Source organism: Streptomyces sp. NPDC085944 (assembly GCF_040686295.1).
Classification (GTDB): Bacteria; Actinomycetota; Actinomycetes; order Streptomycetales; family Streptomycetaceae; genus Streptomyces; species Streptomyces salinarius.
In genome coordinates this window covers 383,071-396,152 of the sequence record NZ_JBFBJX010000003.1, presented here as the reverse complement: position 1 = coordinate 396,152, position 13,082 = coordinate 383,071, and the positions used below count along the sequence as shown (strand labels likewise).

Sequence of the window (13,082 nt, the reverse complement as noted above, 5' to 3'; positions counted from 1 at the left end):
GTGCGGGGGTGTTCGCGCGGGTGGGAGGGGGTGAGGGTGTGACTGTGACTGCAGTCGCGGTCACAGTCGGAGCGTCAGGAGCCGGTGAGCGCGGTCACGTTGTCGGTGCCGCGTTCGAGCAGCTTCGGCTCGGCGGTCTCGATCTCCTTGCGCAGCGCCTGCGCGTGGCGGCGGGACGTGTAGGGGTAGCCGCGCTTCGCTTCGTCTTCGAGCAGCTTGACGATGACGCCCTCGCCCGGCCGGGCGTCGAGGGTGTCGTACAGGGCGCGGATCTTGTTCTTCACCTCGGTGCGGGTCGGCGGTCGGTCGCCCCGCGGGGTGTCGCCCTCGGCGGCGGCCGGGGTGTCCTCGGTCGTGGGGGCGGTCGGCTGCTCGTCGAGGGCGGGCTGCGCGGGGGCGCCCTGGTCTGTCGGGGTGAGGGCGGTCGGGGCGCCCTCGGTCTTCGGGGCGGGGCGCGCCGGGGCGGACGACTCGGGGGCGGCCGGGGGCGGGGCGGGCAGTGCCGGGGCGCCCTGCGGGGCGGGGGCGTCGAGGGCGGGCTGCTCGATCGGGGCGGCCGGGGCGGGGGCGGCGACGGCGCCCTCGGCGGGGGCGAGGGGGCGCCCGTAGCGCGTCATCCGGTACGCGATCAGGACCTCGACGGGGGCGTGCTGCCGCCACATGCGGCCGTACTCGGCGCGCAGCCGCAGCCGCTCGACGAGCCGGGCCTGCTCCAGCCGGATCACGTCGTCGTACGAACGCAGCTCCCACAGCTTCATGCGCCGCCACAGCAGGAACGTCCGCACCGGGGCGAGCAGCCACCGGGACAGCCGCACCGACTCCATGTGCCGGGCGGCGCTGATGTCGGCGGCGGTGCCGATCGCGTGCCGGGCGGCCTCGACGACGGCGACGAACAGGATCGGGATCACGGCGTGCATGCCGACGCCGACCGGGTCACCCCACGCGGCCGCGCCATTGAAGGCGATCGTTGCCGCGGTGAGCAGCCACGCGATGTGACGCAGCAGCGGCAGCGGCATGCGCAACCAGGTGAGCAGCAGGTCGAGGGCGAGCAGTACGAGAATGCCCGCGTCGAGACCGATCGGGAAGAGCACGGCGAACGCGCCGAAGTGCTTCGCTTCCGCGAGGGTGCGTACGGCTGCGTAGGAGCCGATGAACCCGATCAGCATGATCACGACGGCGCCGACGGCGACGCCCGCAATCAAGCGTCGCTGGGTCGGCGTGAGGGGCGCGCCGTTACCATTCGTCACGTCTGACTCTCCTGGTCGCTCAGGGGGTCGGGCTGGCCCCGGCCGGGCTTCCACACACCAACCGGGGCCGTGTTGCATGAGCACGGGCTAGGCGCTCAATCCGCGTACAGCGGACGATGGACACCGTACAGCGGTCGCTATACGGTGTCCACTGTGAAGCGCTCCCCACGAGGAAGGGGACAGCGTTGGCCGATCAGCCGGACGACGAAAGAGAGGTGCGGATCGTGCTCGAAGCGGTTGACTCGCTCGCAGCGCTCGACGACCCCGCCGAGCGTGCGCGGAAAGCGGGTCGGCTACTGGCCGAACTGCCCGACCAGCAAGCACGGTTGCGACAGATCAGGCAGGCGGCCGTCGTCGCGATGCGCGCCCAAGACGTCAGCTATCGGCAGATCGCGGCACAGCTCGGGATCTCTCTCGCACGGGTGCAGCAGATCGAGCGCGGCGAGCGCGGGAAGCGACAGCCGGCCGCCCCCGAGGGATGACCAGTACGCGAGCGGCCCCCCGTCCGATGGGACAGGGGCCGCTCTTCTGCGCGCCTACGCCGCGGCGTTCTGCCGGGCGCGAGCTGCTGCACGCTGCCGCGCCCGTGCCTCCGACTTCCGACGCCGGCGGGCTGCTTCCTGCACCTGCCGCTGCAGGTCCGCGAGTTCCTCGGGCGACGACCACACCCGCGCCCGCATGGTCACGTCGAACCGTGCGCTCGCCGAGCAGTCGACGAGCCCCGTCGAGCACGTCACCCGCTCGATCGCTCCCCCGTCGGTGTGGGCGACCAGGTCGCCGCCGCACCCCGGGCAGGGCATGCCGAGCACGGCCGACGAACGGCGCAGCCCGACGACGCGGTCAAGGCGATCGGCCGCCTCGCGGGCGTGCCGGGCGATCTGCTGCTGCTCGGCGTCATGGGTGGGGCAGCACGGCTCATCCCGCAGCCGGCCGATCAACCACTTCGCCGCGTTCGGCGCGGTCCGCTCGGCACGGTCACGGCCGTGCCAGTCGGCGGGATCGTAGGCGTCGCGGACGGCGATCCTGTCGGCGAGCGTGCACAGGGCGACCTCGATCGCGCGGCTCGCGTCGGCGACGTGCAGGCGGATCGGCACGGGGCGTTCGCCGAGCTGCTGCGGGTCGCGGTCTTCGCGGACACCGTGGGGCAGGCCCTCGCCGGTGTGGTCGCAGTGCGCGCACCGGTACTGGGGGCGGCCGTGCTCGTCGTGGTGGGTGACGAGCTGCTGCGGGTGGTCGGCGGCGTGTGCGAGGGCGGCGGCGATCTGCTGCGCGACGGTGACCTCGGCGGCGTCCTGGTCGTCGAGGGCGCGCAGGTAGTCGGCGGTGTTCGTGGTGGGCGGCCAGGTGTCGACGGTCTGTGTGGTGTCGATGAGGGCGCGCAGGTGCTGCCAGTGGTCGACGATGGTCTGCAGGTCGTCGAGGGCGGGGCGGGTGCGGGTGGTGTGCGGCATGGTGTGCGCTCCGTGTTGTGCGTGGGGCGTAGGCTGATCACACCGCGTATGGGGCGCCCCGGACATCTGGCCGGATGGGGGCGCCCCGTCGTCATGTCAGGGCTGCGAGGTTCCGTCGAGGGCCGCACACAAGTCGGTCAGCAGGCGGTGTGCCTCGGAGCGCGGCAGGATCGTGGGGCCCCAGTCCCGGGCCACCCCGCGCACCCGCTCGATCGTGGCGCGCTGCTCGTCTCCTTCCTGCTCATCGGAGCTGTCCGGCATCCGCAGCAGCACGCTGTGCCTGATCTGGTCGGGGCGCGTCGGCCGCCCGGCGTCGTAGAGGTTGCCGCCGAGCTTGCGGCCCTCGAAGACGACGAGCCCGCCCGAGTCGATGACCACCTGAACACTGCGGAACATGACCACGGTGCCGGTGGCCCAGGCGGCGCCGCCCTCGGGTCCGAAGGTGGCGATCGCGACGCGGTCACCCTCGGCGAGCGGGGCTCCCATGGCGTCGGTGTGCGGAAGGTCGGTCACAGCGTGGTCCCTTCGTGGTCCATCGGAGGCGGCCCGACATGCAGCCGGGCCCGGCGGATGAGTTCGGCCCGCTCGCGAGCGCACCAGCGGGAGGGGTCGAAACCCCACTGCCGGGCGTCCCACTCGGTGGCGTGGTCGCGGTAGTCGAGCCACTGGTCGAGCAGCAGGTCGACGGTCGCGGAGTCGGCGGCGGCGAGGCGGGTGGCGAGCGACTTGAACGCCTTCGGGTGCGCGGGCACGGCTACCCCCTCCTGTTCGTCCTGCGCTGCGCCCGGGCGATCGCTCGCCGGGTGGCCCGGTTCGGCGGGGCAGGGTCGGGGGCGTCATCGTCGACGAGCTGCTCGCCCGACCATGCGGTCGTACTGCTGACCCACGTGACGCCGGGGCGCGGCGTGTGCTCGCCCCGCGGTGTGCTTGACGGTCCAGTCATCGGAAGTTCCTCACAGGGTGTGGACAGCGGGGCGGGTTACAGGTACGAGCCGGTGATCGGCACGGTGCGGATCGAATGCCGCTGCAGGACCGTCAAGCCCTGCCCCCACAGGTCGAGGTCGAGCCAGCGCATGCGGCGCCGTCGGGACCGGCGGGTGATGACGCACTGGCAGGCGTCGGTCGGGGCGGTCGCGGGGATGAAATGCCCGCGGACGCAGCGGCGGGCGGGCATCAGGCGGCCTGCCCGTCGGTGAGCCACGGGGCGAGCGCGGCGAGCACCGCGTCGATGCGGCCCTCGGTGCGGTCGGTCATGCACGCGCACGCCGGGGTGCGCTTGCACTTCGGGCAGGGCACGGGCTTGTTCAGGGCGTGGTCGACGACGCGGCGCAGGCGCAGTGATGCGGCGGCCGGGCTCGCGTCCGAGATCGGGGCGGGGGCGGGCTCGTCGTCCTGGTCGAGCCATACGATCTCGGTCGCGCCCTGGTGTCCGTGGATCAGCTCGACGGATACGCGGCCACGGTCCCAGTGCACGGCGGACGGGTGTTCGCCGCGCCAGCGGACGGCGGCGGTGCCGTCGGGCCAGAGCACGCCGTCGGCGACGTCGCCGGTGCCGCTGATCCCCGAGATGTCGGTGCGGCGGCGCAGCACGAACCGGCGGGGCACGGCGGTCTGGTCGGGTCGGACGACGGTGCGGCCGGCGAGTTCGAGGGTGGCGGCGTCGACGAGTGCTTGCACGGCGCGGTCGTCGGTGTGGCGGCGGGCGAACGTGGCGAGCGCTTCGACGGCGGTCAGGTTCTGCTCGGTCATGCCTGCGCTCCGTCTTGCTCGGTCCAGCGGCGGACGGTCGCCAGCTCGGGGCGCACTCCGTTGGCGATCAAGTGGTCGCGGGCGAAATCAGCGTCGTCGTGGTCGAAGGGACCGATCTCGACGCTGCCACCGATGGGCATCGTGGTGAGGTGGCGGAGGCGTCCGCTGCGCTGGAACTGCGCGGCGCTGGTGGTCCACCAGTCGGTGGGGCTGCCGCCGATGCTGTAGAGCCGGGCTTCGTCGACGACGACGCCCCACTGCTCGGGGGCGGGCGGCGTTCCGGTGAGGGCGAGGGTGAGCTGCTCAGTCATGCTGCCTTCCGATCAGTCGTGGTGTAGGTGCGTGGCGGCCAGTGGCGTTCGCGGTCACGGCGGGCGGGCTCGCTCTCGTCCCGCCACCCGCGCAGTGCGGCGTTCAGGTCGGCCCGGTGCCGGGCCTGCTCCGTCTTCGTCCAGGGCTCGACGCGGGGCTCGGGGCGGGGCCCGCCGAACGCGCCGGTCGGTACGTCCTCGGCGAGACGCGGATCGGCGGTCACGCGTCGACTCCCTCGGTCACGGCGCTCTGCTGCGCCTCCCACACGTCCCGCCGCGACGGATGCGTGCCCGTCATCGGCTTGTCGTTGTGTGGCAGACGGCACGGTCTACCCGCCGACGCCCCGCAGTACGAGCAGTGCACCGCCAACTCGGGCGGCCCGGCCGGACGCGCACGCCGCGGGTACTGCTCCTCTTTCACCGCACGGAACTCATCGTTCGCGGGCACCAGGGCACCGGCCCGGCTCCGCAGATCCGTTCCGGGCGGTGGCAGCAGCTCACGCAACCCGACCGGCTCATCGGTGCCCCGAGCGATCGCCGCCTGCTGCCCGCGCAACGCAGCCACGAACGCGTTGCCCGTCTCGTCGTCCGGGTCGATGTACGGGTGATCGGCCGGCTCGAACGTGCCCGTAGACCGCCCGAGCCGGTCCTTCACCTGGTCGCGCCACCGGGCGGCGATGTCCTTCGGCATCACAGCCCACGCGCTCTCGGCGTAGTGCCGGCCGACAGCCTCGCCCGCGAAGGCGAGCGGGACGTCGCGGAGCACGGCGGCCCACATGGTGACCTGCGCCCGCTGCTCGGCGTCGTCGACCTTGACGACACGGTCGTCGATGAGCGCGATCTGCTGCAGGAGATCAATCGTCTCGTCGAGGGTCATGCGGAGTGCCCTCCGTTCTGGCGCAGCCGGTCGAGCCCGGCGCGCTGCTGCTGGCTTTTCGTCATGGCCGGGTGCTGCAGGACGGTCCCGCCGGCCGACGGGGCGGGCTCGGCCCGCTCGCGCTCGACCCAGCCCTGCCAGCGGCCGCCCCACGCGGCCGCTCGCACCTGGTCGTCGGTCATGCGGCGCACGAACCGGCGCGTCACGGTGTCGAGTTGCTGCGGCGTGAGCTGCTGCAGCCCGGCGTCCGCCCGGGCGAGCTGCGCCGCCTCGACGTCCGCGTCGGTCGGCTGCCAGCCGGCCGGGATCGGCCCGGCATCCTCGCGGCGCGGGCGGGGCGGGGGCGGCGGGTTGTCGGGCTCGTCGAGCGGGAGCTGCTCGCCACGGCCCCGGTACCGCGCCTTCTTCTCCGCCTCACGGCGCCGCCGGTCCTCGACCTCACGCCGGGACGGGTTGTACGGGTCGAGGTAGTCGTGCATGTAGAAGTCGCCCGGCGCGGGCTGCGCGCACTTCGGGTGCGGGCAGGTGTGCCCGTGCTCGTGCCACAGTCCGGCCGCGACCAACTTCTTGATCTGGCCCGGCGTGCCGTACAGCCTCGCGACGTGCGCGGGGACAATGCCGTCGGTCAGGTGCTGCGCCGCGTACGAGCCGCACCGCAGCCACAGCCCGAGCCCCGCGTTTGTAGCCGCGAGCAGCTTCGGGTGCATGTGCGCCGAGTCGTCGACGACGAACCAAGGCATGGGGACTCCAGATGGTCAGAGCGTGAGTTGCCCGTCCGGGACGGGCGGCGGCTTGCGTGTGCGGCGGGCGGGCCGCGCGGGTGGTGCGGGGGCGGTGCACTGGTGGTCGATGACGTGCGGCCGGTCGCAGTCGGCTCGGCGGCGGTGGCAGTCCGCCCACAGCAGGACCGTTCCGGCCTTCGTGACCTTCGTGCACCAGTCGAGCCGGTTCGGTTCCCGGAGCGCGGCCGCCTGCACTGCGGTGAGCGGGTCGGTGTCGGCGGTCACATCGAGCGCAGCACGGTTGCCGACCAACTGCCGCAGGACGGTGCGGCCGCAGTGGCAGCGCACACGGCGTGCGCCGCCACTGCTGCTCGGGGGGCGTGTCACCCGTGCTGCTCCACACGCGACCCCCGGCGACGCCGCCGCATCTCCTGGTGGGCGTCGTACTCGGTCTCGGTCGGGTGGCCGGCGAGCGCCGCGGCGACCGCTTCGTCAACCACAGCCGCGCCGGGCCCGATCTCGTCGAGGGTCTGATCCATCTTCCGGCGGCGCATCATCGCCCGCATGACTTCCAGCACGAGCTTCGTCTGCTCGTCGTCACGGGCGGCCTCGACCAGGGACATGCGTAGCTTCACCTGCGGGGACTTGTCTTCGTCCTGGGCGTGCCCGGTGTAGGTGACCGACCGGAGTTCGGCGACCACGACGACGCACATGCCGGGGTGCTCGAACAGCCCCCGGCGCTGCTCGTCGGTCAGTGCCCCTTCGAGCACCGCGGCGGCGCCGTCGAGCTTGACCTCGACTGCGGCGTCCTTGTCCAGCTTGGGCATTACTTCCTCCGTCGTTTGCTGAGTGAGTGCTGCAGGGCGGCGTACTCTCGGGCGCCCGCAGCGCGGATCTCGGGGATCGGGCAGTCGTCTCGGCGATGCCGCGCGTACCGGACGGCGAGCGCCTGCACCGCGGCGTGGCCCGTGGCGTCCTCGGCGTGACCGCACGGACAGGCGAAGTCGGCTGACGACAGGCCCATCGCTTTTGGGTTGTCGAGGCGTATCCGTATGCCGTAGCCGGGGCGCGGGTTGCCGATCGTCGGCCCGATCCCCGTGCTCATGCGTTCGCCGTCTCGCGGGAGCGGGCGAGCAGCGCGCGCAGCGCGGCGGCCGCCTGTTGCGGAACGACGCCGTTTCCGAGCGCCTTGAGCTGCTCGTTACGGGAGAGGCCAGGGACACCAGTGACGTGACCGGCGTCGATGCCCATCATCCACTCGACGAACTCGGGGTTCAGCCGAGATCGATCGTCAGTTGCCCGTGGGGCGGTGCGGCCAGTGACCGCTTCCCACCGCGTGATCGCCGACGCGAAACGGCCCCACTGAGCGTCGGGTTCCCCCGTGGGTACGTATCGCTGCTCCGCTCCCCGTCGGACGCCGTTGGTGTCGGCAGCAGCAGCCGTGCCGCGTCGAGGAGTGTCATCCCGTACCCCTCGCTGTACGGTGTCCCGTCCGGCCGGAAGTTCGCCGTCGTAGCCGGTGACGACGCAGTCGGAGTTGGCAGCAGGTGCTCGACCTCGTCGGCCAGCGTCGGCCCGTGCCCGCCCGCCTTCCGCTTGTCCGGATGCTGCGAGCCGCCGTTGACGGCGAGTTGCGCCGTCGGGGTCTTCAACAGGGCCACCGAATTCGGCAGTTGTCCCTTGTATCCCTCGCCCTTCCAGTCCCGCGCGCACGGGGTCGGAAGCTGTGGCGAGGATGAAGAGCCGGCGGCGCTGGTGCGGAGCGCCGACCTGGTCCGCTTGTACAACGTCCCACTCAACATCGAACCCGAGGTCGGCAAGGTCGCAGAGGACAGTGTCGAAGCCGACTCGAAGGTGGTTCGCGACGTTCTCAAAGACCGCGTACCGGGGTCGAAGAACCCCAAGGGCACGGGCAATGTGCGGCCAGAGGTGCCGCTCATCCTCGGTTCCTTTCAGTTCACCGGCCAAGGAAAACGGCTGGCACGGGTAGCCGCCGCACACGACGTACGGGTGGCCGAAGGTGTCGACGACGTACTGCCAGTCGGCGACGGTCAGGTCGCCGATGTTGGGCACGGTCGGGAAGCGGTGGGCGAGGATTTTGCAGGCGCCTAGGTCGACGTCGGACACCCATGTGTGGGTGCCGCCGAACACCTGCTGCACGGCGTCATCGAGCCCGCCGTATCCGGTGCAGAGCGACCCGATCGTCGGCCCGTCGGCGAACAGCGGCTGTTGTCCGGGGACCGGCGGCACGGGCCGGGCGGTGGCGGCGAGGATCTCGTCGGCGGTCCGGCGCGGCGGTGTCACGGCCGTGCCGGGGATCGTCGGGGCGCCCTCGACGGCGCGGCGGCGGCTCACGCCGCAGCCCCCATCGCATGCCGCTGGACGAACGCAGCCGGCCACTTCCCCTTGGACAGCCGAGCGCGCTGCGCGTCCGGCATCGTGAACAGCGGCACCCCGCACCAGTCGTGACCAGCCGCCCGCAGCCACCACGCGTCGACCTGGTCGCCGCCCTTGTCGTCGACGAACTCGGCCCCGGCCGCGAGGTACGCGGCCGCCGTCATGTCCGCCTTGTCTGCGCGCCCGTTGTCGCAGGCGTAGCTCTTGAGCGTCGTCGGGACGATGTACGCGTACGGCACGCCGGCGTCGAGCAGCTCGGGCAGCACCGCGCCGTGCACCTTCGCCGTGATCCCGGCCGCCATGGCGTGCTTGGGTAGATCCTCGATCACCGCCAGGTGCGGCCGGTGCTCGGCGAGGTCGTCGCGGATGCTGTCGCGGATGTGCAGCAGCCGACGGTCGCCGTCGGCGGCCCGGGTCTTGATCCGGTACGTCGTGCCGTCCGGCAGCGCGACACCGGTCGACGTCAGAGACAGGTCGAGACCGATCACGCGGAACCCGGCCGGGGCGACGAGCCGGTCAGTCGACCTGGTGGGGGCGATGAGCCCGGGAATCGTCGTCATGCCGCACCGCCCGAGCGCGGGCTGATCGGCCCGTACAGGGCGCGCAGCACGCCGAGCGGCTGCACCTCGCCGTCGTCCTCGGCGCGCAGCATCGGCTCGCCGAGCCTGTCAGTGCTGCCGTGCCACCGCCACGCGCGGTCGGACTCGTCGCGCCACAACAGCGACAGGTCCCACGAGTCGCCGCGCGGGTCGCGGTACACACGGCGGTCGCGGTCGAGGCGTCCGGCGTACGGGTTCGCCGGGGCGTCCTCGGCCGGCCGGTCGTGCTGCGGCGGCGGGGAGCAGACACCGGGGAGGTGCTCGGCGTACAGCCGGTCGGCGATGCCCTGCAGCAGTTCGGCAGCGAGCGCCTTGCACACGCCGTCAACGTGCACGACGTGCGAGCCGTCGGCCTGCACGACGACCACGATCGCGGCGCCGTCCGCGCCCACGTCGAACCCGATCATCGGTCGGTCGTTCATGCGGGAACCCCCTCGGTGCTCGGCTCGACCCACGGGCGCAGCGGCCACGCGCCGTCGACGACGGCGTCAGGGTCGGACTTCCGGAAATGCGCCTGCAGACCGGCGGCCTGCTCGGCGGCGAGTTCGACCTGCCGGGCGTGCAACTCGGCGAGCGTCAGCCCGTTGAAGTCGCCGTACCGCGGTCGGCGCACCGCGCGGATCCGCTCGGGCCAGTCGGCGCGGGGCGTGTGCGCGAGCGTCCCGATCCGGTGGGCGACCCGCGCGGCGATGACCGCGTCGTACGACGCGCCGTGCGCCCCTTTGTCGTCCCACTCCAGCTCGTAGACCTGCGCGAGGGTCTTGAGCTGCTGCGGCCCCTGCGTCTTCGAGGGTCGCTTGCGGAACGTGTCGGCGTGCTTGTCGAGTACGCGGGTGTCGACGACGTACATCGGCCAGTCGCCGAGCCGTTCCTCGACCGTCGGCAGCTCGTAGCGGCGCAGTTCCCGGTCGAGCAGCGTGAGGTCGTACACGACGTTGTGCCCGACGACCGTCGAGCCCGTCATGGCGTACTCGACGAGCACGTCGGCGATGTGGTCGACGGCGCCCTTCGCGGGCTCGCCCTTCGTCTGCGCTTCCTCGGTCGTGATGCCGTGCACCGCGGTCGCGCCCTCGGGGATCTCGATCCCCGGGTCGACGAACCAGTCGTGCGGCTCGACCGGCTGCGCACCACCGAGCCCGTACACCGCGGCGGTCACGATCCGGTCCGCCTCGACGTCGACGCCGGTCGTCTCCGTGTCGAACGCGGCCCACCGACCCAGGTGCCACGTCATGCCGCCACCTGCTTTCCGGCGGGCACGTCGAGCCCGAGCTTGGCGAGCAGGTCGAGGGCGTCGTCGCGGTCGGTGGCGTTCGCGAGCACCTGCCGGGCGGCCCGCTCCCGCTCCTCGGGGCTGGAACGGACGAAGTACGCGGGCGGGTTCATGTCCTCGGGGATCACTTCCGCACCCCCTGCCCGGGCTGCGCGGCCTGCGGCCACGCCACGGCGGACGCGTCCGCGACCGGCGGCTCGTCGTGCGCGTCGTACGCCTCGACCGGGTACGCGCCGTCTTCATCCGGCCCCTGCTCGTCGTCGCCCTGGTCGCCGGGCACTTCGCCCGTACTCGGGTCGATGCCCTTCGCGATGTCCGCAGCGATCGCCTGGAGGTCGGCGAGCAGCTCGTCGGAGCCGTGGCCCGCGTGCCGCGCCCGGTGCCAGACCTGTTGCACGTCTGCCTCGGTCTGGCACGCGCGGGCGTCGGCGAGGTAGTCGGGCCGCTCGGCGGGCGCCGCCTCGATCGCCGGCCGGTCCAGGCTGCTCGGGTCGAGCGCGGCCGCCGTCGAGATCGGGCCCGACAGGGCGTGCCGCAGCTTCGGCAGCGCGGGCACCAACATGACGACCTGGAACTGCTTCGTCTTGCCCTCGCGGACCGCCGTGCGCTGCTCGATCCACATACGGACCGGCAGCAGACCCTCGCCGCCGGTGGCCTGCAGCACCGTGTCGAGCCCACCAGCGAGCGCATCGGCCGCGTAGTACGACTTCGTCTCCAGCCGCCACACGCCGAGGTCGGGCAGGTCCGGCAGGAACACCCCGATCCGGGACGTCGGACGGCACACCTGGTCGGCTTTCAGCTCGTGCCAGCCCTCGCCGAATCGGGCGAGGCACACGCACGGCTTGCCGCTGATCTTCTCGGTGATGCCGTCGCAGCGGCGTTCGCATCCGCCGCCGTTCCACTTCTCGTAGTTCTGCGACAGCGGGTCACCGGCGGGCAGGATCGCCCGCAGCTCGGGCGCCTCGGTGATGACGCGCCACTGCGCGATGCTCGACCGCTGCGGCGTCCACTGCTCGACCCGGCCGCCGTACAGCTCGGCGGCGGCGGCGACGTAGTCGCGGGAGTGCGAAGTGAGTACGAACGTCTTGGACTTGACCGGGATCGGCTTGCCGTCCGGCTTGGGGTTCGGCCGGCTGTAGCCGGTGCGGATCCGCCCCAACTCGGCGGCCTGCCGCTTCATCGTCTTGATACGGGAGCCCATGTCAGGCTGCCTTCCGTTCGGTGGCGCCCGGCGCCCACGGCGGAACGACCGTCGTGTACGCGCTCGGCGCGGTGTGCAGATAGCGGGCGGTGCGGGACGCCGCCAGGAACGCGCGGAACTGCTCGCGGCCGGACGGCACTTCGATCAGCCGGTGCGCGCGCGGACGCAGGTTCAGCAGCCCCGTGCGATGCACCCGCGGGGCGGGCTCGGACGTGTCGTCGGGCAGCAGCCACTCGGGCGCGTGCCGCAGTCCGGCGAGCTGCAGGGGCTGCTCGTCGTACACCGTGTCGTCCGGCTTCACGGTGCCGTCGGGCTTCTCCCCGCTCGTCTTGTAGTCGATGAGCCAGAGCTGCCGACGCCGGTACAACCCGGTCGGCAGCCACACCCACAGATCACCCGTGCCGGCGTAGCCGTACCGCCGGTGCATGACGGTCGTCTCGACGGTCACGACGTCCTCGGCAAGGTCGACGCGCCACAGCCGGAACCACGCGGCCAACTGACGGGCGTAGGGCTCGACCTCGGGGTCGGCCGGGTACGGCACGCCCAACACCTGCGCCTGCGCCCGGTTGTGAATGCGGCTACCCAGCTTCTTCGCCTTCTCGGTGTACTGCCGGTGTACGGCGACGAGTTCCTTACGCAGCACGTCTGGCTCGGTGCGGGCGCGGTGGGCGGTCGCGATCGGGTCGGCGATCACAGCGTCGGCGGTCATGCCCGCCGCCCACGGCAGCAGCGCCGGCTTGGCGATCGAGGACAGGCAGTTGGTCACTGAGATGAGATCGGGGCCCCCGGCGGGGTCGCGGTAGTAGCGACCCCGCTCGGTGGCGACTGCCCACTTCGGGTCGGTCACCAGGTCTCACCGGCCCAGATCAGCCGGTCGTCGTGGCCCTGCTTGACGCCCGCGAAGTAGTCGCCGATCCGTCCGCGCTGGCGAGCACGGAGGAACGACGCCTCGGGCAGGTGGCCGGGCCGTACGCACATGCAGGGCAGCACGGTCGGGAACTCGCAGGGGCGCGGGTGCCGGTGAGTGGCTCCGTCCTCGACCGGCTGTACGCCGGCCGGGATGCTCTTCTCGCCGGTCAGTCGCTGAATGTCGCGGATGACCGCGGTAACCGTGCGGCTGTCGCCGTAGAGCATGGCGCGCGAGGCGAGCCGGTCGGCGAACTTCTGCAGCTCTTCGTCCCGGTAGGCGTGTGCCAGCCTGTATGCCTCGGTCGCGTCGTGTCGCAGCGACAGCGCAACGTGCAGTTCCATAGCTGCA

The 13,082-nt window shown here is 72.3% G+C and carries 22 protein-coding genes; 1 reads left to right on the top strand and 21 read right to left on the bottom strand.

Annotation, left to right across the window (positions count from 1 at the left end):
• Window positions 1–74: 74 nt before the first annotated feature.
• Window positions 75–1,166 carry a DUF2637 domain-containing protein gene (locus AB0P07_RS08235; protein WP_365547076.1) on the bottom strand — a complete coding sequence of 364 codons (1,092 nt, stop codon included), beginning with the start codon at window positions 1,164–1,166 and terminating at the stop codon, window positions 75–77.
• 266 nt (window positions 1,167–1,432) lie between these two features.
• Here AB0P07_RS08235 and AB0P07_RS08230 point away from each other — a divergent pair, with 266 nt between their 5' ends.
• The gene (locus AB0P07_RS08230) at window positions 1,433–1,729 is read left to right on the top strand and encodes a hypothetical protein (protein WP_365546772.1); all 297 of its coding nucleotides are present in this window, start codon (window positions 1,433–1,435) and stop codon (window positions 1,727–1,729) included.
• A gap of 54 nt (window positions 1,730–1,783) precedes the next feature.
• On the opposite strand, the gene AB0P07_RS08225 is transcribed toward AB0P07_RS08230, so the two are convergent.
• The 20 genes from AB0P07_RS08225 to AB0P07_RS08130 form a co-directional block, all read right to left on the bottom strand.
• Complete coding sequence (locus tag AB0P07_RS08225; protein WP_365546769.1) at window positions 1,784–2,698, bottom strand: hypothetical protein; 915 nt, start codon at window positions 2,696–2,698, stop codon at window positions 1,784–1,786.
• Between the two features lie 96 nt (window positions 2,699–2,794).
• Complete coding sequence (locus AB0P07_RS08220; RefSeq protein ID WP_365546767.1) at window positions 2,795–3,211, bottom strand: hypothetical protein; 417 nt, start codon at window positions 3,209–3,211, stop codon at window positions 2,795–2,797.
• Window positions 3,208–3,450, bottom strand: a complete 243-nt coding sequence (locus AB0P07_RS08215; RefSeq protein ID WP_365546764.1) for a hypothetical protein — start codon at window positions 3,448–3,450, stop codon at window positions 3,208–3,210. The genes AB0P07_RS08220 and AB0P07_RS08215 overlap by 4 nt, the downstream gene beginning before the upstream one ends.
• 227 nt (window positions 3,451–3,677) lie before the next feature.
• Window positions 3,678–3,872, bottom strand: a complete 195-nt coding sequence (locus AB0P07_RS08210) for a hypothetical protein (protein WP_365546761.1) — start codon at window positions 3,870–3,872, stop codon at window positions 3,678–3,680.
• Window positions 3,872–4,447, bottom strand: a complete 576-nt coding sequence (locus tag AB0P07_RS08205; protein WP_365546758.1) for a hypothetical protein — start codon at window positions 4,445–4,447, stop codon at window positions 3,872–3,874. The genes AB0P07_RS08210 and AB0P07_RS08205 overlap by 1 nt, the downstream gene beginning before the upstream one ends.
• A complete protein-coding gene (locus AB0P07_RS08200; protein WP_365546755.1) occupies window positions 4,444–4,758 on the bottom strand; it encodes a hypothetical protein in 315 nt (104 codons plus the stop codon). Before AB0P07_RS08200 ends, AB0P07_RS08205 begins: the two co-directional genes overlap by 4 nt.
• Window positions 4,755–4,982, bottom strand: a complete 228-nt coding sequence (locus AB0P07_RS08195) for a hypothetical protein (RefSeq protein ID WP_365546752.1) — start codon at window positions 4,980–4,982, stop codon at window positions 4,755–4,757. The genes AB0P07_RS08200 and AB0P07_RS08195 overlap by 4 nt, the downstream gene beginning before the upstream one ends.
• Window positions 4,979–5,635 (bottom strand): hypothetical protein, encoded by a 657-nt coding sequence (locus AB0P07_RS08190; protein WP_365546749.1) that lies wholly within the window; start codon window positions 5,633–5,635, stop codon window positions 4,979–4,981. Before AB0P07_RS08190 ends, AB0P07_RS08195 begins: the two co-directional genes overlap by 4 nt.
• On the bottom strand, window positions 5,632–6,375 hold the full coding sequence (locus tag AB0P07_RS08185) for a hypothetical protein (RefSeq protein WP_365546746.1): 744 nt from the start codon (window positions 6,373–6,375) through the stop codon (window positions 5,632–5,634). Before AB0P07_RS08185 ends, AB0P07_RS08190 begins: the two co-directional genes overlap by 4 nt.
• A 15-nt stretch (window positions 6,376–6,390) precedes the next feature.
• Window positions 6,391–6,744 (bottom strand): hypothetical protein, encoded by a 354-nt coding sequence (locus AB0P07_RS08180; RefSeq protein ID WP_365546744.1) that lies wholly within the window; start codon window positions 6,742–6,744, stop codon window positions 6,391–6,393.
• Complete coding sequence (locus AB0P07_RS08175; RefSeq protein ID WP_365546741.1) at window positions 6,741–7,184, bottom strand: hypothetical protein; 444 nt, start codon at window positions 7,182–7,184, stop codon at window positions 6,741–6,743. Before AB0P07_RS08175 ends, AB0P07_RS08180 begins: the two co-directional genes overlap by 4 nt.
• On the bottom strand, window positions 7,184–7,462 hold the full coding sequence (locus tag AB0P07_RS08170) for a hypothetical protein (RefSeq protein WP_365546739.1): 279 nt from the start codon (window positions 7,460–7,462) through the stop codon (window positions 7,184–7,186). Before AB0P07_RS08170 ends, AB0P07_RS08175 begins: the two co-directional genes overlap by 1 nt.
• Window positions 7,459–8,712, bottom strand: a complete 1,254-nt coding sequence (locus AB0P07_RS08165) for a DNA cytosine methyltransferase (RefSeq protein ID WP_365546736.1) — start codon at window positions 8,710–8,712, stop codon at window positions 7,459–7,461. The genes AB0P07_RS08170 and AB0P07_RS08165 overlap by 4 nt, the downstream gene beginning before the upstream one ends.
• A complete protein-coding gene (locus AB0P07_RS08160) occupies window positions 8,709–9,314 on the bottom strand; it encodes a hypothetical protein (protein WP_365546733.1) in 606 nt (201 codons plus the stop codon). Before AB0P07_RS08160 ends, AB0P07_RS08165 begins: the two co-directional genes overlap by 4 nt.
• Window positions 9,311–9,775 (bottom strand): phiSA1p31-related protein, encoded by a 465-nt coding sequence (locus AB0P07_RS08155; RefSeq protein WP_365546731.1) that lies wholly within the window; start codon window positions 9,773–9,775, stop codon window positions 9,311–9,313. The genes AB0P07_RS08160 and AB0P07_RS08155 overlap by 4 nt, the downstream gene beginning before the upstream one ends.
• Window positions 9,772–10,584, bottom strand: a complete 813-nt coding sequence (locus AB0P07_RS08150; protein ID WP_365546728.1) for an exonuclease domain-containing protein — start codon at window positions 10,582–10,584, stop codon at window positions 9,772–9,774. The genes AB0P07_RS08155 and AB0P07_RS08150 overlap by 4 nt, the downstream gene beginning before the upstream one ends.
• Window positions 10,581–10,751 carry a hypothetical protein gene (locus tag AB0P07_RS08145; RefSeq protein ID WP_365546725.1) on the bottom strand — a complete coding sequence of 57 codons (171 nt, stop codon included), beginning with the start codon at window positions 10,749–10,751 and terminating at the stop codon, window positions 10,581–10,583. The genes AB0P07_RS08150 and AB0P07_RS08145 overlap by 4 nt, the downstream gene beginning before the upstream one ends.
• Window positions 10,748–11,824: a hypothetical protein gene (locus tag AB0P07_RS08140; RefSeq protein WP_365546722.1), complete on the bottom strand. Its 1,077-nt coding sequence runs from the start codon at window positions 11,822–11,824 to the stop codon at window positions 10,748–10,750. Before AB0P07_RS08140 ends, AB0P07_RS08145 begins: the two co-directional genes overlap by 4 nt.
• Before the next feature lies 1 nt (window position 11,825).
• On the bottom strand, window positions 11,826–12,671 hold the full coding sequence (locus AB0P07_RS08135; RefSeq protein WP_365546719.1) for a hypothetical protein: 846 nt from the start codon (window positions 12,669–12,671) through the stop codon (window positions 11,826–11,828).
• Complete coding sequence (locus AB0P07_RS08130; protein WP_365546716.1) at window positions 12,668–13,075, bottom strand: hypothetical protein; 408 nt, start codon at window positions 13,073–13,075, stop codon at window positions 12,668–12,670. Before AB0P07_RS08130 ends, AB0P07_RS08135 begins: the two co-directional genes overlap by 4 nt.
• Window positions 13,076–13,082: the final 7 nt, after the last annotated feature.